The 24,829-nt window shown below is 71.0% G+C and carries 26 protein-coding genes and 1 pseudogene; 12 read left to right on the forward strand and 15 right to left on the reverse strand.

What is annotated here, in order from left to right; genetic code table 11:
* Positions 1–64: 64 nt before the first annotated feature.
* From OHU89_RS43555 to OHU89_RS43570, 4 genes are all read right to left on the reverse strand, one after another.
* On the reverse strand, positions 65–1,081 hold the full coding sequence (locus OHU89_RS43555) for an ABC transporter substrate-binding protein (protein WP_405650919.1): 1,017 nt from the start codon (positions 1,079–1,081) through the stop codon (positions 65–67).
* 31 nt (positions 1,082–1,112) lie between these two features.
* Positions 1,113–1,928: an ABC transporter ATP-binding protein gene (locus OHU89_RS43560; RefSeq protein WP_405654914.1), complete on the reverse strand. Its 816-nt coding sequence runs from the start codon at positions 1,926–1,928 to the stop codon at positions 1,113–1,115.
* Between the two features lie 128 nt (positions 1,929–2,056).
* Positions 2,057–3,049 carry a FecCD family ABC transporter permease gene (locus tag OHU89_RS43565; protein WP_405650922.1) on the reverse strand — a complete coding sequence of 331 codons (993 nt, stop codon included), beginning with the start codon at positions 3,047–3,049 and terminating at the stop codon, positions 2,057–2,059.
* 17 nt (positions 3,050–3,066) lie between these two features.
* A complete protein-coding gene (locus OHU89_RS43570) occupies positions 3,067–4,062 on the reverse strand; it encodes a FecCD family ABC transporter permease (protein WP_405650924.1) in 996 nt (331 codons plus the stop codon).
* A 184-nt stretch (positions 4,063–4,246) separates the two neighbouring features.
* Here OHU89_RS43570 and OHU89_RS43575 point away from each other — a divergent pair, with 184 nt between their 5' ends.
* Positions 4,247–5,080, forward strand: a complete 834-nt coding sequence (locus tag OHU89_RS43575) for a (2Fe-2S)-binding protein (RefSeq protein ID WP_405650926.1) — start codon at positions 4,247–4,249, stop codon at positions 5,078–5,080.
* A gap of 28 nt (positions 5,081–5,108) precedes the next feature.
* On the opposite strand, the gene OHU89_RS43580 is transcribed toward OHU89_RS43575, so the two are convergent.
* The 4 genes from OHU89_RS43580 to OHU89_RS43595 are packed head-to-tail and all read right to left on the reverse strand — an operon-like array spanning position 5,109 to position 10,253.
* Positions 5,109–5,825, reverse strand: coding sequence for an HAD family hydrolase (locus OHU89_RS43580; RefSeq protein WP_405650928.1), 717 nt, complete (start codon positions 5,823–5,825; stop codon positions 5,109–5,111).
* A 39-nt stretch (positions 5,826–5,864) separates the two neighbouring features.
* Positions 5,865–7,619 carry an ABC transporter ATP-binding protein gene (locus OHU89_RS43585; protein WP_405650930.1) on the reverse strand — a complete coding sequence of 585 codons (1,755 nt, stop codon included), beginning with the start codon at positions 7,617–7,619 and terminating at the stop codon, positions 5,865–5,867.
* 28 nt (positions 7,620–7,647) lie between these two features.
* Positions 7,648–9,480 (reverse strand): TIGR00730 family Rossman fold protein, encoded by a 1,833-nt coding sequence (locus tag OHU89_RS43590; RefSeq protein WP_405650933.1) that lies wholly within the window; start codon positions 9,478–9,480, stop codon positions 7,648–7,650.
* The gene (locus OHU89_RS43595) at positions 9,477–10,253 is read right to left on the reverse strand and encodes an isopentenyl transferase family protein (RefSeq protein WP_405650935.1); all 777 of its coding nucleotides are present in this window, start codon (positions 10,251–10,253) and stop codon (positions 9,477–9,479) included. The genes OHU89_RS43590 and OHU89_RS43595 overlap by 4 nt, the downstream gene beginning before the upstream one ends.
* Between OHU89_RS43595 and OHU89_RS43600 the strand changes: the two genes are divergently transcribed.
* The 4 genes from OHU89_RS43600 (at position 10,248) to OHU89_RS43615 (ending at position 13,689) form a co-directional block, all read left to right on the forward strand.
* On the forward strand, positions 10,248–10,826 hold the full coding sequence (locus tag OHU89_RS43600; protein ID WP_405650937.1) for a transketolase: 579 nt from the start codon (positions 10,248–10,250) through the stop codon (positions 10,824–10,826). The two genes, OHU89_RS43595 and OHU89_RS43600, sit on opposite strands and share 6 nt — an antisense overlap.
* Before the next feature lie 82 nt (positions 10,827–10,908).
* Complete coding sequence (locus OHU89_RS43605; protein ID WP_405650939.1) at positions 10,909–11,997, forward strand: S-(hydroxymethyl)mycothiol dehydrogenase; 1,089 nt, start codon at positions 10,909–10,911, stop codon at positions 11,995–11,997.
* Complete coding sequence (locus OHU89_RS43610) at positions 11,997–12,626, forward strand: MBL fold metallo-hydrolase (protein ID WP_405650941.1); 630 nt, start codon at positions 11,997–11,999, stop codon at positions 12,624–12,626. Before OHU89_RS43605 ends, OHU89_RS43610 begins: the two co-directional genes overlap by 1 nt.
* A 148-nt stretch (positions 12,627–12,774) precedes the next feature.
* Positions 12,775–13,689 (forward strand): SDR family oxidoreductase, encoded by a 915-nt coding sequence (locus OHU89_RS43615; protein ID WP_405650943.1) that lies wholly within the window; start codon positions 12,775–12,777, stop codon positions 13,687–13,689.
* A gap of 2 nt (positions 13,690–13,691) precedes the next feature.
* On the opposite strand, the gene OHU89_RS43620 is transcribed toward OHU89_RS43615, so the two are convergent.
* A complete protein-coding gene (locus OHU89_RS43620; RefSeq protein ID WP_405650945.1) occupies positions 13,692–14,084 on the reverse strand; it encodes a hypothetical protein in 393 nt (130 codons plus the stop codon).
* Between the two features lie 67 nt (positions 14,085–14,151).
* Here OHU89_RS43620 and OHU89_RS43625 point away from each other — a divergent pair, with 67 nt between their 5' ends.
* Positions 14,152–14,940: an SDR family NAD(P)-dependent oxidoreductase gene (locus OHU89_RS43625; protein WP_405650947.1), complete on the forward strand. Its 789-nt coding sequence runs from the start codon at positions 14,152–14,154 to the stop codon at positions 14,938–14,940.
* A gap of 58 nt (positions 14,941–14,998) precedes the next feature.
* The gene (locus tag OHU89_RS43630; RefSeq protein ID WP_405650950.1) at positions 14,999–16,282 is read left to right on the forward strand and encodes an MFS transporter; all 1,284 of its coding nucleotides are present in this window, start codon (positions 14,999–15,001) and stop codon (positions 16,280–16,282) included.
* On the opposite strand, the pseudogene OHU89_RS43635 reads toward OHU89_RS43630, so the two are convergent.
* A pseudogene (locus tag OHU89_RS43635) lies at positions 16,254–16,922 on the reverse strand (pyridoxal phosphate-dependent decarboxylase family protein); the annotation flags it as partial. The gene OHU89_RS43630 and the pseudogene OHU89_RS43635 sit on opposite strands and share 29 nt — an antisense overlap.
* A 147-nt stretch (positions 16,923–17,069) precedes the next feature.
* On the opposite strand from OHU89_RS43635, the gene OHU89_RS43640 reads away from it, so the two are divergent.
* Both OHU89_RS43640 and OHU89_RS43645 read left to right on the forward strand, forming a co-directional pair.
* On the forward strand, positions 17,070–17,636 hold the full coding sequence (locus OHU89_RS43640; protein WP_405654916.1) for an aminotransferase class I/II-fold pyridoxal phosphate-dependent enzyme: 567 nt from the start codon (positions 17,070–17,072) through the stop codon (positions 17,634–17,636).
* Positions 17,637–17,717: 81 nt separating this feature from the next.
* Positions 17,718–18,416, forward strand: coding sequence for a L,D-transpeptidase (locus OHU89_RS43645; protein WP_267014063.1), 699 nt, complete (start codon positions 17,718–17,720; stop codon positions 18,414–18,416).
* 66 nt (positions 18,417–18,482) lie between these two features.
* Here the strand turns inward: OHU89_RS43645 and OHU89_RS43650 are convergent, their stop codons facing one another.
* Positions 18,483–18,656, reverse strand: a complete 174-nt coding sequence (locus tag OHU89_RS43650; RefSeq protein ID WP_405650953.1) for a hypothetical protein — start codon at positions 18,654–18,656, stop codon at positions 18,483–18,485.
* A 73-nt stretch (positions 18,657–18,729) separates the two neighbouring features.
* Between OHU89_RS43650 and OHU89_RS43655 the strand changes: the two genes are divergently transcribed.
* On the forward strand, positions 18,730–19,686 hold the full coding sequence (locus tag OHU89_RS43655; protein WP_405650955.1) for a S8 family serine peptidase: 957 nt from the start codon (positions 18,730–18,732) through the stop codon (positions 19,684–19,686).
* A 62-nt stretch (positions 19,687–19,748) separates the two neighbouring features.
* On the opposite strand, the gene OHU89_RS43660 is transcribed toward OHU89_RS43655, so the two are convergent.
* The gene (locus tag OHU89_RS43660) at positions 19,749–20,492 is read right to left on the reverse strand and encodes a hypothetical protein (RefSeq protein WP_405650957.1); all 744 of its coding nucleotides are present in this window, start codon (positions 20,490–20,492) and stop codon (positions 19,749–19,751) included.
* Positions 20,493–20,641: 149 nt separating this feature from the next.
* On the opposite strand from OHU89_RS43660, the gene OHU89_RS43665 reads away from it, so the two are divergent.
* Both OHU89_RS43665 and OHU89_RS43670 read left to right on the forward strand, forming a co-directional pair.
* A complete protein-coding gene (locus tag OHU89_RS43665) occupies positions 20,642–21,106 on the forward strand; it encodes a response regulator transcription factor (RefSeq protein WP_405650959.1) in 465 nt (154 codons plus the stop codon).
* Positions 21,034–21,309 carry a LuxR C-terminal-related transcriptional regulator gene (locus OHU89_RS43670; protein ID WP_405650961.1) on the forward strand — a complete coding sequence of 92 codons (276 nt, stop codon included), beginning with the start codon at positions 21,034–21,036 and terminating at the stop codon, positions 21,307–21,309. Before OHU89_RS43665 ends, OHU89_RS43670 begins: the two co-directional genes overlap by 73 nt.
* Before the next feature lie 10 nt (positions 21,310–21,319).
* Here OHU89_RS43670 and OHU89_RS43675 read toward each other — a convergent pair whose 3' ends face one another.
* The 3 genes from OHU89_RS43675 to OHU89_RS43685 are packed head-to-tail and all read right to left on the reverse strand — an operon-like array spanning position 21,320 to position 24,826.
* On the reverse strand, positions 21,320–22,522 hold the full coding sequence (locus OHU89_RS43675) for a Gfo/Idh/MocA family protein (RefSeq protein ID WP_267014062.1): 1,203 nt from the start codon (positions 22,520–22,522) through the stop codon (positions 21,320–21,322).
* A 14-nt stretch (positions 22,523–22,536) separates the two neighbouring features.
* On the reverse strand, positions 22,537–23,880 hold the full coding sequence (locus OHU89_RS43680; protein WP_405650964.1) for an ABC transporter substrate-binding protein: 1,344 nt from the start codon (positions 23,878–23,880) through the stop codon (positions 22,537–22,539).
* A gap of 10 nt (positions 23,881–23,890) precedes the next feature.
* Entirely contained in the window at positions 23,891–24,826 is a 936-nt protein-coding gene (locus OHU89_RS43685) for a carbohydrate ABC transporter permease (RefSeq protein WP_405650966.1), read from the reverse strand.
* Positions 24,827–24,829 lie beyond the last annotated feature (3 nt).

Below are 24,829 nucleotides of genomic sequence, written 5' to 3' on the forward strand. Positions count from 1 at the left end.
GCGGGTGGGGGGTTGAAGGGGCGGGCCTGGGCCATGGCTGCGGCCCGCCCCGATTCAGCGGGAGTTACTTGGCGGGAAGCGGCACACCGGTGGCCTTGGCCACGTCCGCGAGCATCTGCTCGGCGGCCTGGACACCGATGCCGGACATCCACGTCTCGTCCGGGACCTCGAAGACCTTGCCGCCCTTCACGGCGGGCAGGGACTTCCACACCGGGTTCGAAGTGACCTGCTTCTTCTGCGTCTTGTCGTCCACGTCCGCGGAGGTGACGAAGACCAGGTCGGCGTCGGCCTGGTCGATCTGCTCCGGGCTGACGTCCTTCATGGTGACCTCGGGGTCGTTCGAGACCTGCGAGGACGGCCGCTTGAAGCCGATGTCGTTCAGGACCACACCGCTGTAGGAGTTGGACTGGTACAGACGGGTCGGACCGGCGATGAAGCGGACCACGGACGCGGTCGGCATGGTGCCGCCGTCCTTCTTCCTGATGGCCTCACCCAGCGCCTTGGCCTGCGTCTCGTACTCCTTCAGCTTGGCCGCGGCCTCCTTCTCCAGACCCAGCGCCTCGGCGTGGATCTTCAGGTTCTCCTTCCAGACACCGCCGGTGGTCTCGGTGAAGACGGTCGGGGCGATGGCGCCGAGCTTGTCGTAGACCTTCTCGTGGCGGATCTTGGAGGACAGGATCAGATCGGGCTTGAGCGACGCGATCTTCTCCAGGTTGGGCTCCAGGAGCGGGCCGACGTCGGCGGTGTTCTTCAACTCGCCCTTCAGGTACGTCGGGAAGCCGCCCTCCGTCTTGAAGTGCGGGGCGACCGCGCCGACCGGGTCGATGCCGAGCAGCGTCACGTCGTCCAGCTCACCGGTGTCGAGCACGACGACCCGCTTCGGCTGGGAGGGGATCTTGACGTCGCCCATGGCGGTCTTGAGGGTGCGCGGGAAGGCGCCGCCCGAATCGGCGGCGGGCTTCGCGGAGGTGGAGTCCTCGGACTCCGAGCCGCACGCGACCAGAACGGCGGTACCGAGTGTCACGGCCAGCAGAGAGGTCAGAATCCGGCGGATTCCGGGCATGGCGGAGCGGTGGGACATGGGGGGTCGGTTCCTTCTTGGTAGATGCTGATCAGGCGGTGGCGGCGGAGCGCCGCACCGCGCTGCTTCTCGGGACCACCAGCGGGGTGCCGGTCTCCGGGTCGGGGATGACCCGGCAGTCCACGTCGAACACGGACTTCACCAGCTCCGCGTCGAGGACGTCCGCCGGGGCTCCGACGGCGGCGAGCCGGCCGTCCTTGAGAACCACCATGTGGTCCGCGTAACGGGCGGCCTGTCCGAGGTCGTGCAGCACCATCACCACGGTGCGGCCCGCCTCGGCGTGCAGGGCGGCCACCAGGTCGAGTACGTCGAGCTGGTGCCGCAGATCGAGGAAGGTCGTGGGCTCGTCGAGCAGCAGCAGCTCGGTGTCCTGGGCCAACGCCAGGGCGATCCAGGCGCGTTGCCGCTGGCCGCCGGAGAGCTGGTCCACCGGCTGGTCGCGCAGGGACGCGGTCCCGGTGCGCTCCAGGGCCTCGTCCACCGCCTTCTGATCGGCGGCCGACCAAGGGCTCAGCAGCCGCTGGTGCGGATAGCGGCCCAGCCGTACGAGCGCCTCGACGGTGATCGCCTCGGGCGTGACCGGCTGCTGCGGCAGCAGGCCCATGCGCAGCGCCAGGGACTTCGCCGACATGCGGTGGATGTCGGAGCCGTCGAGGGTGACGGTGCCGGCGGCCGGGGCCAGCAGCCGGCTCAGTCCGCGCAGCAACGTGGACTTGCCGCAGGCGTTGGGGCCGACGATCGCGGTGACGGCTCCGCCGGGGAGGGTGAGGTCGAGGCCGCCGACGACCAGCCGGTCGCCGTACCGGAGGTCGAGGCGCTGTGTCGAGAGCTGGTTGGCGGTGGTCATGCGCGGCTCCTGTGCGGCGGTCTTGAGCGGGTCCTGGGCCGTCTTCTGCACGTCGGTCTCGGGCGGCTGCTGGCCCGTCTTCTGCACGTCGGTCCTGAGCGGCTCCCGGCCCGTGCTCCGTGCGCCGGTCATGCGTGGCTCCTCTTCACGGGCGAGCTCTGCCGGAACATCAGCACCAGCAGCCAGGGCGCGCCGAGCGTGGCGGTGACCGCGCCCACCGGCAGCCCCTCGATCGGCAGCAGGTGCTGCACCACCAGGTCGGAGGCGAGCAGCAGCGCCGCCCCGGTGAGTCCGGCCAGCGCGAGCGAGACGGCGGTGGGCGGCCCGGTGACGAACCGCACGATGTGCGGTACCGCGAGCGCCACGAACGTCACCGGACCGGCGAGCGCGGCGGCGAGCGAGGCCAGCACGACCGCGAGGACGAGCAGTTGGAGGCGTGCCGTGGAGGTGTTGAGGCCGAGGGCGCCCGCGGAGTCGTCCCCGAGGTCGAGCACGGCCAGCCGGCGATGCAGTACGAAGGCGGCGGCGAGCGCGAGCACCATGGCGCCGCCCGCTCCCCACACCTCCGTCCACGTCCGCCCGTACACCGAACCCGTGGTCCACTGCAGCGCCGATCCGGCCAGTTCGGCCGGGAAACGCACGATCATCAGGTTCACGGCGGCGGCGAGCCCCGCCTGGACGGCGAGCCCGGTGAGCACCAGGCGGGTGACGGCGAGCCCGGATCCCCAGGCGAACACGCCCAGCAGCAGTGCCGAGAGGAGGCCTCCGCCGAGTGCTCCGAGCGGGACCAGCGTCTGGGAGGCCCCGGCGGCGATCAGCGCGACCGCGCCGAGCGAGGCCCCGCCGGTCACGCCCATGACGTCCGGGGAGGCCAGGGGGTTGCGGAACAGCCGTTGCAGCACACAGCCCGCCACGCCGAGCCCGGCGCCGCCGACGATGGCCGCGATGGACCGGGGTGCCCGGAACTGCTGCACCACGAGGACGTCCCCCGCGTCACCGAGCCCGACCAGGGCACGCAGCGCGGTGGCGGCGGGGATCCGCATCTCACCGGTCGTCAGGGAGACGGTGAGCAGCACGAACAGCGCGACGAGACCGGAGGCGGCGAAGACGAGAACGCGCACACGAGTCCTGGACCGGTTCACCGGGTCACCACCTTCCGGGCCAGCAGCGCCAGCAGGGGCGCGCCCAGGAACGCGGTCACGATGCCGACCTCCAGCTCCGAGGGGCGGATCACCATCCGGCCGAGCACATCGGCCGCGAGCAGCAGCAGCGGACCGGCGATCAGACAGCCGGGCACCAGCAGCCGGTGGTCGCCGCCGAGCAGCGGACGTACGAGATGGGGCGCGGCGAGCCCGATGAAGGCGATCGGTCCGGCCACCGCGACCGCCGATCCGGCGAGCAGGACGACCGCGATGCCGCCGGCCAGCCGGATCCGGGCCACCGGGACGCCGAGGGCCTGCGCCGAATCGTCGCCCAGGGCAAGGGCGTTGAGGGCGGGGGAGACGGCCAGCGCGATGACGATGCCGAGCAGCAGGGTCGGCAGGACCGGCCACAGGGTGTCGAGGGTGCGTCCGGACAGGGAGCCGGCGAGCCAGAAGCGGGCCTCGTCGAGCGTGCGCTGGTTCAGCAGCATCACCGCGGACGTCCAGGACAGCAGCACGAGTTGGAGCACGGTGCCGCCGAGGGCGAGCCGTACGGGATCGATGTCACCGGCGCGGCGGGCCAGCGCCTGTGCGAAGACCGCGGCGGCCGCGGCTCCGGCGAACGCGAACCACACGTACTCGACGGGGTCGTTGAGCTTCAGCGCGTAGATGGCGACGACGACCGCGAAGCCCGCGCCCGCGTTGATGCCGAGGGTCGTGGGGGAGGCGAGCGGGTTGCGGGTGATGCCCTGCGCGACGGCTCCGGCGGCGCCGAGCGCGGCACCGACCGCGAGGCCGATGACGGTGCGGGGGAGCCGTAGCCCGGTCACGACGAGGGCGTCGCGCCCGTGGGCGTTGCCGAACAGCGCGTCGGTCACGGTGGACAGGGGCACCGAGCGGGCGCCGAGGGCGAGGCTCAGGGCGGTGCAGAGGGTCAGGGCCGCGAGGCCGGTCAGGAAGAGCGGTATGTGCCTGTAGGCACGAAAGGACACACCTGTGGGGGGTGCGCCCCGATGGGTCGCAGTCACGAGGCGTGAGCTTAGGTGAGGCTTGCTTTAGTTTTCAACTGACTGTGTGATTCCTTTGAGGTGGCTTGACGTGCGGCTCCCTTGATCAAGGTAAGGTAAGGCTTGCCTACTGATCCTCTCCTGAAACCCCCGCACCTGGAGCACGTCGATGTCCCTGGCCCTCAAGACCACGCCGGACGGTGGCGTCTCCCGAGCCCTCGGTGACGTCTACCGACGGCTGGCCGGCATCTGCGAAGCGCTGGACGCGAGAGTCGCCGAGGGTGGTCAAGTGGGCGTGACGGCCGACCGGTTGGCGTCGGACCGGTCCGTGCTGGACGCGTTCGTCGAGGCCGAGGCGGCCCGCATCCGCGACCGCTACGGAGTCGCCGTACGCCCGGATGTCGCCGCCTCCCGCGCCCTGCACGACTACGCCTGGTCCGTCGGAGTGCTCATGGGCGGCACCTGGTACCTGGAACGGAGGGTGCCCCGCATCCGCCCCGAGGACCTGCGTCTCGACCTCGCCTCAGGAACGTACGAGATCACCCCCGGCACCGAACTCGCCTGTCTGCCCGGCGACCCCGTGGCCGCACTCCCCGGCGTACTGACGCTCCCTCAGGAGGACCAGCTGCGCGCCCAGTTGCGCATGTCCCTCGCCGAGCACATGCGCCCCCTGCTCGCCGCCCTCGGTCCTGTCGCGCGCCGCCGGTCCCGCGCCCTGTGGGGGATGGTCTCCGACGACCTCGTCTCCGCCCTCTGGTACCTGGGCCGGATGCTGGGCCAGGAGGGCGCCGCGATCAGGGCCGCCACCGAGGTGCTGCCGATCCCCGTGCCCCCGTATCCCCGCGGCGCCGACTTCCGCTATCTGGTGGGCGACGACGGCACCCGCCATGCCACGCGCACCCGCACCGGCTGCTGCATGTTCTACGCGATCCGCCCGGCAGAGGCCTGCTCCACGTGCCCGCGCACGGGTGATGCGGAGCGGCTGCGGAGGCTGGAGACCTGACAGGCGTCCGGCTTCTCGCGGTGAAGGATCAACCGGTCACGCGGTCGAGGCGGTCCGGCAGGTCGAAGACCGAGTCCAGCCGATGATGCGGCGGGACGGACGCCGTGTCCTGCGGATCGATCAGGAGTGCCTCCATGCCCATGCGGCGCGGACCGGCGTAGTCGGCCTCGTAGGAGTCACCGATGAACCACACGTCCTGTGCGGGGACGCCGAGTTGACGCATCGCCGCCTGGTAGATGTCCGCGTGGGGCTTGCGCCTGCCCACGTCGACGGAGAGCACGACGGCGTCCATGGCATCGAGCACCCCCATCGCGGCCAGCTGCTCGGGCACCATGGTCGGGCTGTGCGTGTTCGACACCACCGCCAGGCGGAACTCCGAGCTCAACGCCTTGAGCAGGACGTCGATACCGGCAGGGTGGCGCACCGCGGCACTCCACTCGGCGAGGTAGGCCGCGACGAAGGCCTCCACCTGTCCGGGCGACGGTTCCTGAGGCAGCGCCTCGCCCAGGAACGCGGTCGTGACGTCGGCCATGGAGAACTCGCGGTCGTCGACCGCGCTGTCCTGGTCGAACCGGACGGAGGTGGCGGACCAGGCGTCCAGGAACCGCTCGTAACCCCACTGCCCGCCGAACTCGCGCAGCAAAGCGTGGGAGCGCTGATAGCCCTGTTCCGTCCGGCTCGGCGAATAGTCGACGAGCGTGCCGAAGAAGTCGAACAGAAGATGCGTGGGACGGCGCGGGATCATCCGAGGATCCTGCCAGATGCCTTGTGCGGCACGCCCCATTCAGCCCGCCGTCGCCAGGAACTGCGTGGCCGCCAGTTCCGCGTACAGCGGGTCCGCGGCCACCAGTTCCCGATGTGTCCCCACCGCCCGGACCTGCCCCGCGTCCATGACAACGATCCGGTCGGCCATCGTCACCGTGGACAAACGGTGGGCGACGACGAGCACGGTCGTCGTACGGGCGACGTCGGCGACCGTGTCGCGCAGCGCGGCCTCGTTCACCGCGTCCAGCTGCGAGGTGGCCTCGTCGAGGAGGAGCAGACGGGGGCGGCGCAGCAGGGCGCGGGCGATGGCGACGCGTTGGCGTTCGCCGCCGGAGAGCCTGGTGCCGCGGTGACCGACGAGCGTGTCGACTCCGCCGGGCAGACGGGCCACCAGGCCGTCCAGACGGGTCGTCTTCAGGACCCGTGCCAACGCCGCGTCGTCCGCGTCCGGGTTGCCCAGCAGCAGATTGTCGCGCAGCGAGCCCGACAGCACCGGGGCGTCCTGCTCGACATAGCCGATCGCCGAACGCAGCTGCGGCAACTCCCAGTCGGCGAGGTCCCGGCCGTCCAGCGTGATCGTCCCGGACTCCGGGTCGTAGAACCGCTCGATGAGGGAGAAGACCGTCGTCTTCCCGGCACCGGAAGGGCCGACGAACGCCGTCATGCCCTGGGCGGGCACCGAGAAGGTCACACCGTGGTGGACGTAGGGGAGGTCGTCGGCATAGCGGAACCGTACGTCGGTGAAGCCGACGGCCGCGGGCTCCGCGCCGGCGGCGGGCAACGGGGCGGGCTCACCGGCGGGTTCGGCGGGCAGCCGTAGGGCTTCCTGGATACGGGCGAGGGCCGCGGCGCCCGTCTGGTACTGGGTGATCGCGCCGACGACCTGCTGGATCGGTGACATCAAGTAGAAGACGTACAGCAGGAACGCGACCAGCGTGCCGATGTCGATCGACTCGGTCGCCACCCGCGCCCCGCCCACCGCGAGCACCGTGATGAAGGCGATCTGCATCGCCAGCCCCGCCGTGTTGCCCGCGGCCGCCGACCACTTGGCGGCCCGCACGCTCTGCCGCCACGACTCCTCTGCGGCCGCGTGCAGCGTACGTTCCTCCCGGTGCTCCGCGCCGGACGCCTTCACCGTGCGCAGCGCGCCGAGGATCCGCTCCAGCGAGGCCCCCATCACACCGACCGCGTCCTGAGCCTGTCGGCTGGCCTTGTTGATGCGCGGCACGATCACACCGAGGATCGTGCCCGCGCCCGCGATGACGGCCAGGGTGACGGCCAGCAGCACCGGATCGACCAGCCCCATCATGACCACCGTCGCCACCAGCGTGAGCCCGCCGGTGCCGAGGCCGACGAGGGAGTCGGTGGTGACCTCGCGCAGCAGCGTGGTGTCCGAGGTGATGCGGGCCATCAGGTCGCCCGGTTCGCTGCGGTCCACGGCCGTGATGCGCAGCCGCAGCAGGTACGACGACAGCGAGCGCCGTGCGCCGAGCACGACCGACTCGGCGGTGCGCCGCAGCACGTACGAACCCAGCGCGCCCACCGCCGCGTTGGTCACCACCAGGCCGGACATGACGAGCAACGCGCCCGTGATGGTGCGGTCGTGGGAGAGGTCGTCGATCAACTCCCGTGCCACGAGCGGCAGCAGCAGCCCGGTGGCGCCCGTGACCAGCGAGAGCAGGGCGCCCGCCAGCAGGGCCCAGCGGTGGGGTCGGACGTATCCGAGGAGCAGCCGCCAGGTGGGCGGGGCCTGCTCGGTCGCGGCGATGCTCACGGGGCTCCTTGCGGGTCGGGCGGAGCCTTCAGGCTACGTCCGTCTCCTTGCGCAGGGCTCGCCAGTTCCGGGTCACGGAGAGGAGCAGGGGACGGCCGGCCCCGCGGGGCAGACAGGCGTCGAGCATGCCGGTCAGGACCTCGCCCGGTCCCAGCTCGACGTAGGTGGTCGTGCCCTCGGCGTGCAGCCGGGCGACCGCGTCCGCGAAGCGGACGGGCCGACGCAGGGCGCGTACCCAGTAGCCGGGTTCGGTGGCCGTCCTGGTGACCGGTTCGGCCGTGGTGTCGGACACCAGTGGGATGCGGGGGACGTGGAGCTCCATCGTGAGCAGGGTGCGGTGGTAGTCGGCGAGGAGGGGCTCGAAGAGCGGGGAGTGGGGAGCCGCGTCCACGCGCAGCACATGGGTGCGGCGGCCGCGGGCCGACCACTGCGCGCACAGGGCCGTCACCGCCTCGCGGTCCCCGGCCACGACGACGGACCGGGGCTCGTTGACCGCCGCGACCACCGCGCCCGGCCCCAGGCGCAGTTCCTGCGGACCCGCCTCCACCGCGGCCATGCATCCGCCCTCCGGCAGGGTCCGCACCAGCCGCGACAGCGTGCCGACCGCACGACAGGCGTCCGCCAGCGAGAACACCCCCGCCGAGTGCGCCGCCGCCATGTGCCCGGCCGAGTACCCGAACACCACGTCGGGGCGCAGCCCCTGGCTCTCCAGCAGCCGGTACTGGGCGACCTGGAGCGCGAAGATCGCCGGAAAGCCGTACGCCATCCGGTCGAGCAGCGCCGCGGTGCGCGTCCCGGCCTGGGCGAACATCACGTCCCGCAGCGGCAGGTCGAGGTAGGGGGTGAGCAGGCCGCACACCTCGTCGAGGGTCTCGGCGAACACCGGTGACGTGGCATGGAGTTCGCGTCCCATCTGCGGCTGCTGCGAGCCGGCCGCCGAGAACAGGAACGCGGTCCGGCCCCGCGGCACCCGCACCGGAGCGTCGGCCATCGGCGGGCTCGCCAGCCGCGCGAGCACCTCCTCGGCCGACCGGCACACCACGATCCGCTCCAGATCCCCGGGACGCAGAAAACCCTCGTCCCCGGCGTGCTCCAGGAAGGACAGCAGCGGCCGGTAGAAACCGGACGGATCGAGCAGGAGGCACGGCTTGCGGTGCAGGCCCAACTGGGCCCAGGCCAACGCCTCCAGGAGCTCCTCCGCCGTGCCCAGACCGCCCGGCAGCGCCACGAACGCGTCGCCCGACTCGGCCATCCGCGCCTTGCGTTCGTGGAGGTCGGCGACCACTTCGAGCTCGGTGAGCCCTGTGTGGGTGATCTCGTACGGCAGCATCGTGGCTGAACCGGCCGTCGCGGGCCAGTCTGCGCTGGTCCGTGCCGCTTTGGCGAGCAGACCAGCCGCTTGCCGGCGCCGGTGACCACCTCCAGCTCCCGCACCCAGTCGGCGACCAGTCCTCGGCGGTGGCTCGACCCCGCCGAACCCGCCGGTGCTCAGCACCCCGCCGACGATGGCGCCCAGATGGTCGGGGAGCACCGGCGGCACCAGCCCCTCGGCGAGCGCGACCCGCACGACCTCGCCCCAGGTCGCGCCCGCCCCGGCGACCAGCGTCAGGTCGCCCGGCACACAGCGCACCTCGTCGAGTCCGCCCATGTCGACGACGTATCCGCCGTGCGCCTGGCCCTGCCCGTACGGGGCGTGTCCACAGCCGCGGGCGGCGACGGGCAACCCCTGTGCACCGGCGCAGGAGACGATTTCCCGGACCGCGCCACCGGAACGCGGCGTCACGACTCCGAGCGGGCGGGATTCGACGATGTGGCCGAAATCGTGCGAGGCGAGTGCCATGTCCTCCCGGATCGCATTCACGCGGCGCCCTCCAGGGGGTCGCCGTCGAATCCTTCGAATCCATCGAATCCGAAACCCGCTATTCGACTGTCGAAAATTTCGGAGAACACGCGGTGCTGGAGAAAACCGTGTTCGGCGTGCCGTTCGGCGATCAGTGCGGCCATCCGATCCCGTACGTGTTCCGAAAGAGGCTGCCGGTCGAGGGACTCCACATCCAGCGCGTACTTGGCGCAGCATTCGAGGACGGCCTCGAAGCCGTTGACGGAGGCCGCGAACAGCCGCTGCCGAGGCTCGCGCCACAGTGCGGCGAGTTCTTCGAGGAGGCTGTGGCCCGGAGCCTGCGGGGCGAGCATCTCGCGTGCCCGGCGGGCGAGCGCGGCGACGTACTCGTCCCGGCCGGGCGGGGACAGAAGGCGGACCGACAGCCGCCAGGACAGCTCGGTCCGCCGGGCGGCCAGCTCCCGCAGCAGGGAGATCGAGCCACCCTCGACGATCACCGACCGGTGCCGGGCGCCGAGCCGCTCCACCAGCGCGATCAAGGCGTCCGTCGCCTCCGTCGCGCACAGGTCACCGTCGGCGAACGTGCGGTCCCCGAGCCAGTACCGGCACACACCCGGCACATCGGCACCCGCGCGGGCGCTCGTGGTGGCGAGGTCGGTGAAGCACTGGAGGCGATCGGCGACCACGATCGGGGCACCGGTCGCCCGGGCCAGTCGCGTGGCCGCCGCGGCTTGCTTTTTAACGAATTCTTGACGTGTCGAAAGAATGTCCTCACCAGGAGGTCTCCCGTGCACTCCGACATGCTGATCGCCGCCGCCGAATCCCTTCCGGACTCCACGACGAGCGGCACCGTCCTCGTCGGCTACGGAGCGCTGGAGGAACTGACCAGGTTCGCCGCCACCCCCGGCTGGACCGTGCATGTCCCCGGCCACCCCGCCGAAGTGCGCCGAGCCGTCCTGGCCGCGGTGGCGGGCGGCGAACGGGCGTACATCCATGTCTGTGCCGACTCCAACAGCGAGCCGCGCGGAGCGACGGAAGGGTTCGAACTCGTCCGGGAAGGCCTCGACGGCGTGGTTCTCGCGGTCGGCTCCACCCTCGACCCGGTGCTGCGCGCCACCACGGGCCTCGACCTGGCCGTTCTCTACGCGACCACCGTCCGGCCCTTCGACGAGATCGGCCTGCGCACGGCCGCCCTCGCCGCCGACCGGGCGGACCTGGTGCTGGTCGAGCCGGGCCTTCCGGGGACCTCGGCCCGGCAGATCGCCGAGACACTGGTCCATGTGCCGCACCGGCTGCTGGCCCTGGGCGGCGCGGACACCCGGGACGAGGAGGCGCTGGGCCGGGCCGTCCGGGGCTTCCTGCGGTGACGGATCCGCTCCCGTGCCGTTACTGATCAGTTGCACGTAGGGTCGAGGAGACGGACACCGGCGGAAGGAAAGGTTCACCACCATGGCGCAGGAAGTTCGCGGCGTGATCGCACCGGGCAAGGACGAGCCGGTCCGGGTGGAGACGATCCTGGTGCCCGACCCCGGCCCCGGGGAAGCGGTCGTCCAGGTGCAGGCCTGCGGGGTGTGTCATACCGACCTGCACTACAAGCAGGGCGGGATCTCGGACGACTTCCCGTTCCTGCTCGGTCATGAGGCGGCGGGTGTCGTGGAGGCGGTCGGCGAGGGCGTCACCGATGTCGCCCCCGGCGACTTCGTGATCCTCAACTGGCGGGCCGTGTGCGGAAATTGCCGGGCCTGTCTGCGGGGGCGCCCGTGGTACTGCTTCAACACCCACAACGCCTCGCAGAAGATGACACTCGCCTCGACCGGACAGGAGCTCTCGCCCGCTCTGGGAATCGGGTCGTTCGCGGAGAAGACGCTGGTCGCGGCCGGGCAGTGCACCAAGGTGGACCCGAGTGTGGCGCCGCAGGTGGCCGGGCTGCTGGGGTGCGGGGTGATGGCCGGGATCGGCGCCGCCATCAACACCGGCAACGTCGGACGAGGTGACACCGTCGCGGTGATCGGCTGCGGTGGCGTGGGCGACGCGGCGATCGCCGGTTCCCGGCTGGCGGGTGCGGCGCGGATCATCGCCGTCGACATCGACGACCGCAAGCTGGACAAGGCGCGCTCGATGGGCGCCACCCACACCGTGAACTCCAAGAACTCCGACCCGGTCGAGGCGATCCGTGAGCTGACCGGCGGCTTCGGCGCCGACGTCGTCATCGAGGCGGTCGGCCGCCCCGAGACGTACAAGCAGGCCTTCTACGGCCGTGACCTCGCCGGCACCGTCGTCCTGGTGGGTGTGCCGACCCCGGAGATGAAGCTGGAGTTGCCGCTGCTGGACGTCTTCGGCCGTGGCGGTGCGCTGAAGTCCTCCTGGTACGGCGACTGCCTGCCCTCCCGTGACTTCCCGATGCTGATCGACCTGCACCTGCAAGGCCGCCTGGACCTCGGGGCGTTCGTGACCGAGACGATCCAGCTCGACGAGGTCGAGAAGGCCTTCGAGCGGATGCACGGCGGCGACGTCCTGCGTTCGGTGGTGGTGTTCTGATGACCGCGCGCATCGAACGCCTCGTGACGTCCGGACAGTTCAGCCTCGACGGCGGAACCTGGGACGTCGACAACAACGTGTGGATCGTCGGCGACGACCACGAGGTGATCGTCATCGACGCCGCGCACGACGCCGAGGCGATCGCCGCCGCCGTGGGGGAGCGCCGGGTGACCGCCATCGTGTGCACGCACGCGCACAACGACCACATCGACGCCGCGCCCGCCCTGGCCGACCTCACCGGTGCCGCCATCTGGCTGCACCCCGACGATCTGCCGCTGTGGAAGCAGACCCACCCCGACCGCGAGCCCGACGCCCACCTCCAGGACGGCCAGGTGATCGAGGCGGCCGGCGCCGACCTGCGGGTGCTGCACACCCCGGGCCACGCCCCCGGCGCGGTCTGCCTCTACGACCCCGGCCTGGCGACGGTCTTCACCGGCGACACCCTCTTCCAGGGCGGCCCCGGCGCCACCGGCCGCTCCTTCTCGCACTTCCCCACGATCGTCGACTCGATCCGCGACCGGCTGCTCGGCCTGCCGCCGGAGACGAAGGTCCTCACCGGCCACGGCGACGCCACGACCATCGGCGCGGAGGCCCCGCACCTGGAGGAGTGGATCGCGCGCGGCCACTGACGAGGCCGTGGCGCCGCACGTGGCCGTGAAGCCGCGCGCGGCCGGGTGACGCCGGAGAAGATCCCGGTGACCCGGCGAAAAAGGTGACAGAAGATGTCCGGCTTACCCGGCACCGTGGAATCGACGACGAAAACACGGGAGGCCGGACATGTCACAGCCGCTGAAGGGCAAGGTCGCACTGGTCGCCGGAGCGACCCGAGGAGCCGGGCGAGGGATCGCCGTGGAGCTCGGGGCGGCCGGCGCCACCGTCTATGCGACGGGGCGCAGCACGCGGGGCCGGCGCTCGGAGTACGACCGCCCCGAGACCATCGAGGGCACCGCCGACCTGGTGAGCGAGGCCGGCGGTACGGGTATCGCCGTACCCACCGACCACCTCGACCCGGCGCAGGTCCGCACGCTCGTCGACCGGATCGCGGACGCCGAGGGCCGTCTCGACGTCCTCGTCAACAACATCTGGGGCGGCGAGAACCTCTTCGAGTGGGAGAGCCCCGTCTGGGAGCACGACCTCGACAACGGGCTCAGGCTGCTGCGGCTCGCGGTCGAGACCCACGCGATCACCAGCCATCACGCCCTGCCCCTGCTGCTGCGCAACCCTGGGGGACTGGTCGTCGAGATGACGGACGGCACCGCCGAGTACAACGGCGCGACCTACCGCAACTCCTTCTTCTACGACCTCGCCAAGACGTCCGTCCTGCGGATGGGCTTCTCCCTCGGCCACGAACTCGGTCCGCGCGGAGCCACCGCCGTCGCGCTGACCCCGGGCTGGCTCCGGTCGGAGATGATGCTGGAGCACTTCGGGGTGGGCGAGGACAACTGGCGCGACGCCCTCGACCGCGTCCCTCACTTTGCCATCTCGGAGACCCCGCGTTACGTCGGCCGTGCCGTCACCGCCCTCGCCACCGACCCCGACGTGGCCCGCTTCAACGGCCAGTCCCTCTCCAGCGGCGGCCTGGCCCGGACGTACGGCTTCACCGACCTCGACGGCAGCCGCCCGGACGCCTGGCGCTATGTCGTCGAGGTCCAGGACGCGGGCAAGCCGGCGGACACCACCGGCTACCGCTGAGATCAGGGCTGACGCACCGACGGCAGCTGCCACCGCGCCGAGTGGCCCGGTGGCAGCGCCAGGTCGTCGCGTACGGCCGTGTAGTAGCCGGCGCGCCCGGCGCGCTGCCGCTCCATCAACGCCTGCCACGCCGCCGGATCACGCCCCAGCATGAGCAGCGCCTCCCTGGACGGGTCCCGGGCGAGTGCAGCCTCGGCCAGCTGCGGCGCGGCTTCCTCGGGGGAGAGGAGATGCGGATGCCGGTCGTTGCCGAAGTGGACAGCCACCCGGTACGTCAGGGTGGGGGTCCGCTTCAGCGTGCGCGCGTGGTCGGCGTACACCGCGAGCCGCCGCTGCTCCCATCGGGCCGTCTGCTCGCGGCGGAAGCGGGCGCCCCCGCTGCGGGCGACCGCCAAGTATGAACGCGGACATGGGCGCACGCTATCTGCCCAGTTGATCGACAGGGCACTACGGTGCGATCCCATGACGGACACAACACGCTTCGAGGGGTACGGGGTTCTCATCACCGGCGCGGCCCGCGGCATCGGCGCCGCGACCGCGCGGCGGTTCGCGCAGGAGGGGGCGCGGGTGCTGGTGACCGACATCGACGTGGCCGCGGCCGAGAAGACCGCGGAGAGCCTGCGCGAACAGGGCCTGGTGGCCAGGGCGTTCGGGTGCGACGTGGGGGACCGGGCCGACGTGGAGGCGGCCGTCGGGCATGCCGTCGACACCTTCGGCTCGCTGGACGTCCTGGTCAACAACGCCTGTCACTGCACCCCGGACGCCGCGCTCTTCGAGGACGAACCGGACGACGAGTGGGCGCGCGACCTCGACATCACCCTCACCGGCGCCTACCGCTGCTGCCGTGCCGCCCTCCCGCACCTGGCCGCCTCCGGCCACGGCGCGATCGTCAACATCGGCTCCGTCAACGGCCTGACCGACTTCGGCAACCACGCCTACAGCGCCGCCAAGGCCGGCCTCGGCTCCCTGACCCGCACCCTCGCCGGACATGCCGCCTCCCGTGGCGTCCGCGTCAACCTGGTCGCCCCCGGCACCGTCCGCACCACCGCCTGGGAGGGCCGCGAGGAGGACCTGGCAAGAGCGCGCGAGCTCTATCCCCTGGGCCGCGTCGGTGAACCCGAGGACATCGCTGCCGCCATCCTCTTCCTCGCCTCCCGCGATGCGTCCTGGATCACCGGAGTCACCCTGCCCGTCGACGGCGGGATCACCGCGGTCGACTCCGGGTTCCGTCAACTGCGCAGGAACGCTTAACAATTGCTGTAGATCTTTTCACTTGTCCTTCCTGGACGGTGTCGGGCAGCGTTCTCGTGTGCCCGACACCCAGCCCGACTCCCTGCCTCGCTCCCCTTGGCGTACCGCCGACTTCCGCGTCCTCTTCGCCGCGAGCACCCTCAGCCAGCTCGGAACGAACGTCAGCTACGTCGCCGTCCCCCTGCTCGCCGTCACCGCACTGGACGCCGGACCCGGACAGGTCGGTGCGCTGGCCACCCTCAGCACGCTGGCGTTCCTGCTCCTCGGGCTGCCCGCCGGGGCCTGGGTAGACCGGATGCGGCACCGCCGGGTGCTGATCGCGGCGGACCTGGCCCGCGCGGTCCTGTACGCCTCCGTCCCGCTCGCCTGGTGGACGGACACCCTCACCCTCGGCCAGCTGTACGCCGTCGTCCTGCTGAACGGCGCCGCGACCGTCTTCTTCGACGTCGCCTCCCAGAGCACCCTGCCCCTCCTGGTCGGCCGCGAGGCCCTCGTACCCGCGAACGCCGCCCTGGTCGGCCTGCAGGCGGTGGGCAATGTCGCGGGCCGCGGCGCGGGCGGCGCCCTGGTCCAGTTCCTCACCGCTCCGGTGGCCGTCGTGTGCGCCGCGGTGACCTATCTGGCCTCCGCCCTCCAACTCACCATGATCCGGGGCGCGGAGAGTCCCCGGGGCCGGAACCGGAAGACCACACTGAAGGCGGAGATCGCCGAAGGCCTCCGGCACGTCTTCGGCAACCCGGAACTGCGCGCCCTCGCCCTCACCGCCGCCCTCATCAACCTGGGCATGCAGGTCGTGAACACCATGCTCCCCATCCTGTTCGTCCGCGAACTCGGCCTACCCGCAAGCGCGTTGGGCCTCTTCTGGGCCGCGGGCGGACTGGGCCTGCTGCTCGGCGCCCGCTGCGCCCGCCCCCTCGCCGCACGCCTGGGCCACGGCCGTACCCTCGGAGTGGTCGGCGCGATCCTGGCGCCCGCCGCCCTGCTCGTACCGCTCATCGACCGCGGACCGTGGCTGTGGATCGCGGGCCTGGGATGGACCCTGGTCCTGTTCAAGACCGGCACGGACAACGTCCTCGGCGTCAGCCTGCGTCAGCGGATGACGTCGGACGAGCTCCTCGGCCGTATGAACGCCACCTATCGCTTCGTCCTGACCGGAGCGCTCGCGATCGGCGCCGCCGTGTCGGGCGTGCTCGGCGAACTCGTCGGCGTACGCGCCACGTTGTGGGTGGGCGGGGCGCTGATGACGGCGGCCTTCCTGCCGGTCTTCCTCTCCCCGGTCCGCACCCGACGCGAACTCCCGCGGTACGCCCTGGTCACAGCGCCCGCGCCACAGCCCCGCTGATCCGGTCCACGTCGGCCGCGGACGTACGCCAGTTGCTGAACGCCGCCCGCAGCCCGGGAGTCCCGTCGTACACGGTCGGCGTCACGAACGCCTCGCCGGTGGCCGCCACGGCCCGCGCCAGCGCGTCGACCCGCTCCTGCGTCGGATCGTCGGCCAGGGTGAAGCAGACGACGTTCAGCCGGACCGGGGCGAGCAGCCGCAGCCCGTCCGTCGCGGCGACGCGCTCGCCGAGCTCCCGGGCCAGTGCCACGTTCCGCTCGACGATCTCGCGATGCCCGTCACGGCCGTACGCCATGAGCGAGAACCACGCCGGAAGGGCCCGCAGCCGCCGCGAGTTCTCGGGCGTGAGATGCACGAAGTCGGGCTCGCCGACCGGGAGTCCGAGGTACGGCGACGCGTTGTGGAAGACCGCCACCTGAAGATCCCGGCGGCGGGTGAACTGGACGGCCGCGTCATAGGGCACGTTGAGCCACTTGTGCAGGTCGACACAGACCGAGTCGGCGCCGTCGAGACCGTCGACGAGACCGGCGTACGACGGGGAGAGCGCGGCGAAGCCGCCGAACGCGGCGTCCACGTGCAGCCAGAAGTCGTGCCGTTCCCGGAGCGCGGCGATGGCCCGCAGATCGTCGAATGGGACACCGCCCACCTCGCGACCGCCGTACGCACCCGCAACCCCCGACTCGCCTATCTGATCCCCGACTTCCAGAACCCCACCGGCGCCCACATGGACGCCGCGACCCGCGCCGGGATCGCCGGCCTCCCGCTCACGGTCATCGCCGACGAGACCATGCGCGACCTCGACCTGAGGGCAGCGCCTGGCACCGAACCGCATCTGGCAGGGCCCCGGGTGATCCAGATCGGCTCGGCGAGCAAGACCGTGTGGAGCGGGCTGCGGGTCGGCTGGATCCGCGCCACCGCCGATCTCGTACGTCACCTGCGGCAGAGCCCCCTCCAGGCACAGCTGTCGCCACCACCCCTGGAACAGCTCATCGCCGCCGAACTGCTCGGCGACGGACTGGACGAGATGCTCGCCGACCGCCGGGCCAGACTGCGCGCCCAGCGCGACCACCTCGCCGAACTCCTCGACGGCACGGGATGGACGTACACGATCCCGCAGGGCGGTCTGTCGCTGTGGCCGCACCTCGGCCCGACCACGTCGGCGACGGACCTAGCGGCCCGGGCCGCCCGCCTGGGCCTGGCGGTGACACCCGGCCCGCACTTCGCCGCCGACCGCAGCACGCTCACCCACCACCTGCGCCTGCCGTTCACGGCGACACCGGACGTCCTCAGCCGCGCGGTACACCTGCTGGGCCGCTGCTCCGAGCGGGAAGTTCACCGTTTCGTCACAGCCTGAGCCGGCGTACAACCGCAGCCCCCGCGCACCTGTCTAGCAGGCAGATCACAGGACATCACACGCCCGACGAAGGGGCCCGCCATGGGGGACATACGCAGACGAGGGGCCATCGCCCTCGGAATCACCGGACTGATCGCACCACTCACCCTCACGTTGGGCACCGCGCCCGCGCAGGCGGCCACCGCCTGCACCACACAGACCGGGCCGTACCAGAAGCAGGTCGAGAAGTTCCTCGGCCGCCCCGTCGACGGCAAGCAGTCCGCCGCCGACTGCAAGGCCATCCAGGCCTTCCAGAACAAGCACGGCATCACGCCGAACGCCGGCTACGCGGGCCCAGTCACCTGGGGCGTGATGGACCTGATGAACAAGCAGAAGGCCGTCGGGAACAAGCCCAACAAGGACGGCAAGTGCCCGGTGAACAAGGGCCGTATCGCCTGCGTCAACCTCACGCTCCAGCTCAGCTGGATCCAGGACGGGAACACCCTCGTGTACGGTCCGGTGCCCGTCCGCACCGGCCGCAACGGCTACGAGACCCGCACCGGTCTGAAGAAGATCTACTGGCGCGACATCGACCACGTCTCGAACATCTACGACGTGCCCATGCCCTACAGCCAGTTCTTCGACGGCGGCCAGGCCTTCCACTCGGTCAACCTCAGCATGTGGAACCCGCCGGGCTCCCACGGCTGCGTCAATATGACCAAGACGACCGCCAAGAAGTACTGGTCGCTGCTGAAGAAGGGCGACGACGTCTACGTCTACGGGCGCAAGCCCGGCACCTGAGCCGAACGCCCGCGTCCCGCCCGGCCGATGCGGCGGGGCGGGACGCGGACTCCCCCGGGATGGTGGTCAGAGCAGCACGTTCACCGTGCCGACGCTCACATAGCCGCCCAGCGCCGCGGGCGTGCCCGCGGGGTTGCGGTACGCCAGCGAGGCGACGAGCGAGTAGGTGCGCCCGGCCTGGAGCGACGACAGGACGATCTCGCGCTCATAGTCGGGATTGCCGTTCAGCGGGACGGACACGGGGGTCGGGGGCTCCTTGAAGTCATGCGTGCCACCGACTCTGAGCCTGTGGCACGGGGGGCTCTGCGAGGGCATGACCAGTCCACTCCTCGACGCGGAGCGCGACCGCCTCGCGGAACGCCGGCTGAGCGTGCTGGACACCGGGTGGGAGCGGCACCCGTATTTCGTCAGGGAGAAGTTCGAGGGCACCGTCGTCGCGGGCCCCGAGTCCGGCGACACCGCTGTCGACGAGGACGGGCACGGCACCTGCGAATCGGCGAACGTGTTCGCGGTGGCACCCGGCATCACGTTCACCATGGTGAAAGCCGGGCGCACCAACCTGATCGCGGCCTTCGACACCGCGGTGAACCAGCAGGATCGGCCCCACATCATCAGCATCAGCCTCGGCTACCAGGTCAAGTACCAGCAGGACTTCACCGCCGCCGACCAGGTGCTGGCCGAGTCGATCGCCCTCGCCGTCAGGGCCGGCATCGTGGTCGTCTGCGCGGCGGGCAACGGCCACCACGCCTTCCCGGGCCAGCATCCCGACGTCATCTCGGTCGGCGGTGTCCACTTCGACGACGACGGGGAGGCCGAGGCGTCCGACTACGCGAGCGGGTACACCAGCGGCATCTATCCGGGACGCGTCGTTCCCGATGTGTGCGGCCTGGTGGGCATGCAGCCAGGCGCCAGCTACATCATGCTCCCCGCACCGCCCGGCTCCGCCATCGACCGGCGCCGTGCCCAGCCGCCCGACCGGACCGGGGACGGTACCGGTCCTGAGGACGGCTGGGTCGTCGCCAGCGGTACCTCCGCCGCGGCCCCCCAAGTGGCCGGCGTCTGCGCTCTGTTGCGGCAGGCCGACCCCTCGCTGACGCCGAACGGCATCCGCGAGGTCCTGCAGCGCAGCGCCCGCGACGTGGTCAAGGGCGCGAGCAACGCGCGGACGGGCGGCAGGGCGGACGAGGGCCCGGACGACGCGACCGGATACGGGCTCGTACGCGCCGACGTGGCCCTGCCGTATGTGTGGCCGCGCGGAGCAAGGGGGTGAGAGCCGGCACAGGGCGTCGCCCGCACCGTCCACCGGTGCGGGCGACGCCCCACGGGCGGTGGTCAGGGCCTCCGGTCCGCCTCGGCCCGCCGCCACTCCACCCCGACCGCCTGCATGAGATCGAACAGCTCCTGTGTACGCACCGCGTACCGACGCCCCGCCAGACAGACCACCCAGGCGATCGCACCGAGCACGAGGGGCACGTACACGTCCTCCGCCATCGGCTCGCTGTCCCAGTGCCGCAGCAACACCGCGTTGGTGGCGAGCACCGCGATGGTGAACAGCACGCTGGTGATCAGCAGCGCGCGTCCCGCGAGGTCGTGCAGGCGGTGGGCCATGGCGACGGCGACGACGAAGATGGCCGGCACGAGGACCACGAGGGCCCGGAGCACCACCGTGCGGTAGACCGCCGACGGGTCGCTGGGGTACTCGCCGCTCCAGTAGCCGAGACTGCCCAGCCCCACCCAGGTGGTGAGCAGGTCGAGGAGCCAGAACACACCGACTCCCAACACGATGGTGAGGACGACGGTGGTCGGGCTCGGCACGACCCTGGGGCGTGGACCCAACAGGTGCGTCACCGGGCCCGGAGGTCCGGCGGCACGTCGGCAGTCGGCGCTGGTCGAACGCTGCAACACGGGCAGGCCGGCGGTGACGACCGCGATCACGCCCGCGGCGACCTGGGCGACCCGTTCGGCGTCCTGGGTGTGCAGCACGAAGCCGACCGAGAGGGACAGAAGGGGCGGAATCACGGCCAGCAGGGCCGCCACCCCGGAGATGACCGGGGGCTGGGACGGGTTCGTCGACATGGGGTTCCCTTGGTTCGGGCCATGGGCCGGGTGCGGAGTACGCGCCATGCTCGCCCCGAACCCGTCCGTCGGCCTGAGGCGCATGTCCCGTCGGGCCCGGGAGGTCCGGCCGCCCGAGCCAGGACACCGTGTGCGCCGGGGGAGGACCGATGAGCCGTACCGTCCGTGTCGTCATCGCCGACGACCACCCCATGTACCGCTACGGCCTCGCCGCCGTGCTCGCCACGAGCGAGGACGTCGACGTCGTCGCCGAGGCCGCGAACGGCGACGACCTGCTGGCGGCCGTCGACCGCACGGCCCCCGACGTCGTGGTGACCGACCTGGCCATGCCCGGCCTCGACGGCACCTTGGCCACCCGCGCCGTGCTGGCCCGCCACCCCGCCCTCGGTGTGCTGGTGCTGACGATGCACGAGGACGACCAGGCACTGTTCGGGGCGCTGCGGGCGGGGGCTCGCGGGTATCTCCTCAAGGACGCCGATGCCACGGAGATCGTCCGCGCGGTGTTCACCGTCGCCGCGGGGACGCGGTGTACGGCGGGGCGGTGGCGCGTCGGATCGTCGACTTCTTCACCGGCGCGCACCGCGACTTCGCCGCACAGGTCTTCCCTCAACTGACCGAGCGGGAACGGGAGGTGCTGGACCTGGTCGCCCTCGGACTGGGCAATCACCAGATCGCCGGGCGCCTGTTCATCGCCGAGAAGACGGTCCGCAACCACGTGTCGGCCATCCTCGACAAACTCCATGTCTCCGATCGGGCGGCAGCCGTGGCCCGGGCCCGCGACGCGGGCATCGGCGAACCGCGGACACCGCCCGGTTGAAGGCGGCCGCTCACTCCTGCGGCGCGTCCCCGAAGTCCGGGATCTCCAGCCGCGCCCCGCCCTGCCGCGCGGAGTCGTGCGCGACGATGCCCGGCAGGGTGTAGCGGGCCGCCACCCACGCGTTCACCGACGGCAGGGTCCGGGTGTTGACCGCGGTGACGAAGTCGTCCACGAGGAAGTGGTGGCTGCCCTCGTGCCCGTTGTGCAGGTTGTCGAACTCCCGGGGCAGTCGGGACCGGTCGTGCACGGGGGCCGAGCCGGAGGTGAAGGCGGCCCGCAGATCCGGTGCGATGTGCTGGAGTGACGGGTCGTCAGGAGACAGGGTGGGCTTGGGTTCCAGCAGTTCGCTGATGTCCTTCACCCCGTTCTTGTCCTGCCACAGCGCGAAGGTGGCGAGCTGCTCCATGCTCCCCTCCGTGCCGAAGAAGCGGAAACGGGACTCACGGATGTGGGAGGGGTAGCCCACCCGTCGGAACTCGTTGGTACGGAACGATCCGCCGCCCGCCACCTCGAACAGCGCGGTGGCGTTGGAGATGTCGTTGCCGAACTGGCTGACCTCCTTGTCGAAGACGCCGTCGCCCCGGTCGTCGACCACGCCGATCGCCGACACGCTCACCGCGTGCGTCTGCCAGGCGCCGAGCACACCGCCCACCGAGTGCGTCGGGTACAGCAGCGGGGGATAGCTGGCGGTCGCCTTCCAGTTCTCGCCGCCGCTGTACTGGTACGCCTCGTAGAACCCCAGGTCCATGTCGTGGACGTAGTCGCCCTCGGCGTAGAAGATCCGCCCGAAGGAGCCCTCCGCGATCTGGTTGCGGGCGTGCACGGTCGCCGGGTTGTACTGGCTGGTCTCGCCCATCATGTACGTCAGGCCGGTCGCCCGGACCGCGTCGATGATCGCCGCGATCTCCTGTGTGGTGATGGCCATGGGGACCGCGGAGTACACGTGCTTGCCGGCGTTGAGGCCCTGCACCACCAGCGGGCCGTGCGTCCAGCGCTGGGTGAAGATCGCGACCGCGTCGACCGCCTTCGACTCCAGCATCGCCTCGTACGAGGGGAAGGTGCCCGACAGGCCTTCGGCGGCGGAGAGTTGTTCGGCCCTTTCCGGGAGGAGATCGGTGACGTAGACGTCGTTGACGCCGGGATGGGCCAGGAACAGTTTCGCGAACTGGCCCGAGAACTGCCCGGCGCCGACGATGCCGAGGGAGAACGTCATGGAGTAAGTGCCTTTCACTGGCCGAGGATGAAGTTGATCTGGTCGTTGGTTTCGGTCAGGCCGCTCACGGGGGCCCCGTTGGCGAAGACGTCCTGCATGGCCGGGCGCATGAGGGCGTACACGTCCGCCGCGTAGTCGGTGATCGGGAAGGAGAAGGTCGCGGAGTCCTTCTTGTCGGTGACCGGTTCGGTGAAGGCGGACACGTCGATGCCCTTCTTCTCGTACGCGGCCACGGCGGCCTCGGTGCCCGACGGGGTGGCCGGGAAGACGATGCCGTAGCCACCGACGGTCTTCTGGCACGCGTCGGAGGCCAGGTACTGCACCCACTTCTTCGCGCCCTCCTTGTTACGGGCGTTCTTGGTGACCGAGTCGGCGAGGCCGTTCATCATCGTGGCCCGCTTGCCGCTCGGGCCGGTCGGTGTGGGGGCGGTGCCGACCTTCAGACCCTTGGTGCCGTAGTACGTCGAGATCATCCAGGCCCCGTCGAAGGAGGCCGCAGCCCTGCCCGAGGCGACCTGGGCGTTGGCCGGGTTGGCGCCGTCGGTGTAGTCGGTGAAGGGGGCGAGATAGCCCTTCTTGGCGAGGCCGAAGTACCAGTCGATCACCGACTGGAAGGTCTTGCTGTCGTACTGGTACTTGTTGCCCCAGCGCGCCTTGTCCGTGTAGTGCCAGCCCGCCGATTCGACGAACGGGCTCCAGGTGGTCTGCCCGTCGCCGTCGCCCGCGCCGCCCGTGGCGAGGCCGTACACCTTGACGTTGTTCTTGTCGAAGCCGGGCTCGTCCCCGCGCTTGCCGTTCTTGTCGACGGTCAGATGCGCGATGGTCTTCTCGAAGGTGCCGCCGTCCTGCGGGTTCCAGACGAGGGTGTTGAGCTCGCCGGCCGTGAGCCCGGCGTCCTTGACCATCTTCTGGTTGTAGAAGAGCGCGACGGTGTCCCAGTCCTTGGGCGCGCCGTAGCGATGGCCGTCCTGGCCCGTCCAGTTGGCGCCCAGGCCGGCCTGGTAGGAGGAGTCGTCGATGCCGAGGTCGTCCAGCGGTTCGAGCACCTTGAGGTCGGCGAATTGGCCGAACTTCTGGATGTGGTCGGTGAACACGTCCGGCTCCGTGCCGGCGATGAAGCTCGCGGTGAGCTTGGTCCAGTAGTCGGCCCAGCCCATCTGCGTGATCTTGACGTCGAGGCCCGGGTTCTCCTTCTCGAAGCCCTTCGCGCAGGCCTGGTAGGCGGGCAGCTGGTTGGCGTCCCACAGCCAGTACGTCACGGTGTTCGCGCCCGACCCGGCCGCGCCGCCCTGCGCGCACCCGGACACCAGGGACAGGGCCAGGGCTCCGGTCGCCGCCACTACGGTACGAATTCGCATCCCAGTCCCCTTACTTGACGCCGGTGAAGCTGATGGTGCTGACGATGCGGCGCGCGAAGGCACCGAAGAGGACCAGCATCGGGAGGGCCGCGATGAGCGTGGCCGCCATCAGGCCGGACCAGTCGTAGCCGGTCTGCGGGGTCTGCGCCCGGAAGATGGCGAGGGCCACGGTGAGCACGCGTGAGCTGTCGCTGTAGGACACCATCAGCGGCCAGAAGTAGTCGTTCCAGGAGGTGATGTACGTCAGCACCCCGAGGGTGAGGATCGGCGTGGACGCCATCGGCAGCATCACCCGGAAGAAGATCCTGATCTTGCCGGCGCCGTCGAGCAGGGCGGCCTCCTCGACCTCCCGGGGCACGTTCATGAAGAACTGGCGCAGGAAGAACACCGCGAACGGCGTCATGAACATCGTCGGCAGAGCGATGCCCAACAGGTTGTCGACCAGGCCGAGTTGCTTGATGAGCACGAAGTTCGGCAGCAGCGTGAAGATGGCCGGGACCATCAGGCCGGCCAGGAACAGCCCGAACACCTTGTCCCGTCCGCGCCACCGCAGCCGGGCGAAGGCGTAGGCGGCCATGGCGGAGAAGAAGATCTGGCAGACGGTGATCAGCGTCGAGACGACGACCGAGTTGATCAGATAGCGCCAGAACTTCAGTCCGCCGCCGGAACCGCCCTGGGCGATCGCCTCCTCGGTGGACTGCAGGCCCAGCGCCCGCTCGAAGCCGCCGGTGGTGAAGTCCACCGGCAGCGGGTCCCCGGGATGGGCCGCGAGGGCGGCGTTCGAGGACAGCGCGGTGCGCAGGATCCAGTAGAACGGCAGCAGGGTCACGAGGATCATCGCGGCCATCGCCACCCAGGCCACGACCCGTCCGGGGGACGGGCGGCGTCGGACAGGACGTACACGGGGCGCCGCAGGTGTGGTCGGCGCGGTGGTCACAGCAGCCATGTC

It is taken from the genome of Streptomyces sp. NBC_00019 (assembly GCF_045041015.1).
Lineage (GTDB): Bacteria > Actinomycetota > Actinomycetes > Streptomycetales > Streptomycetaceae > Streptomyces.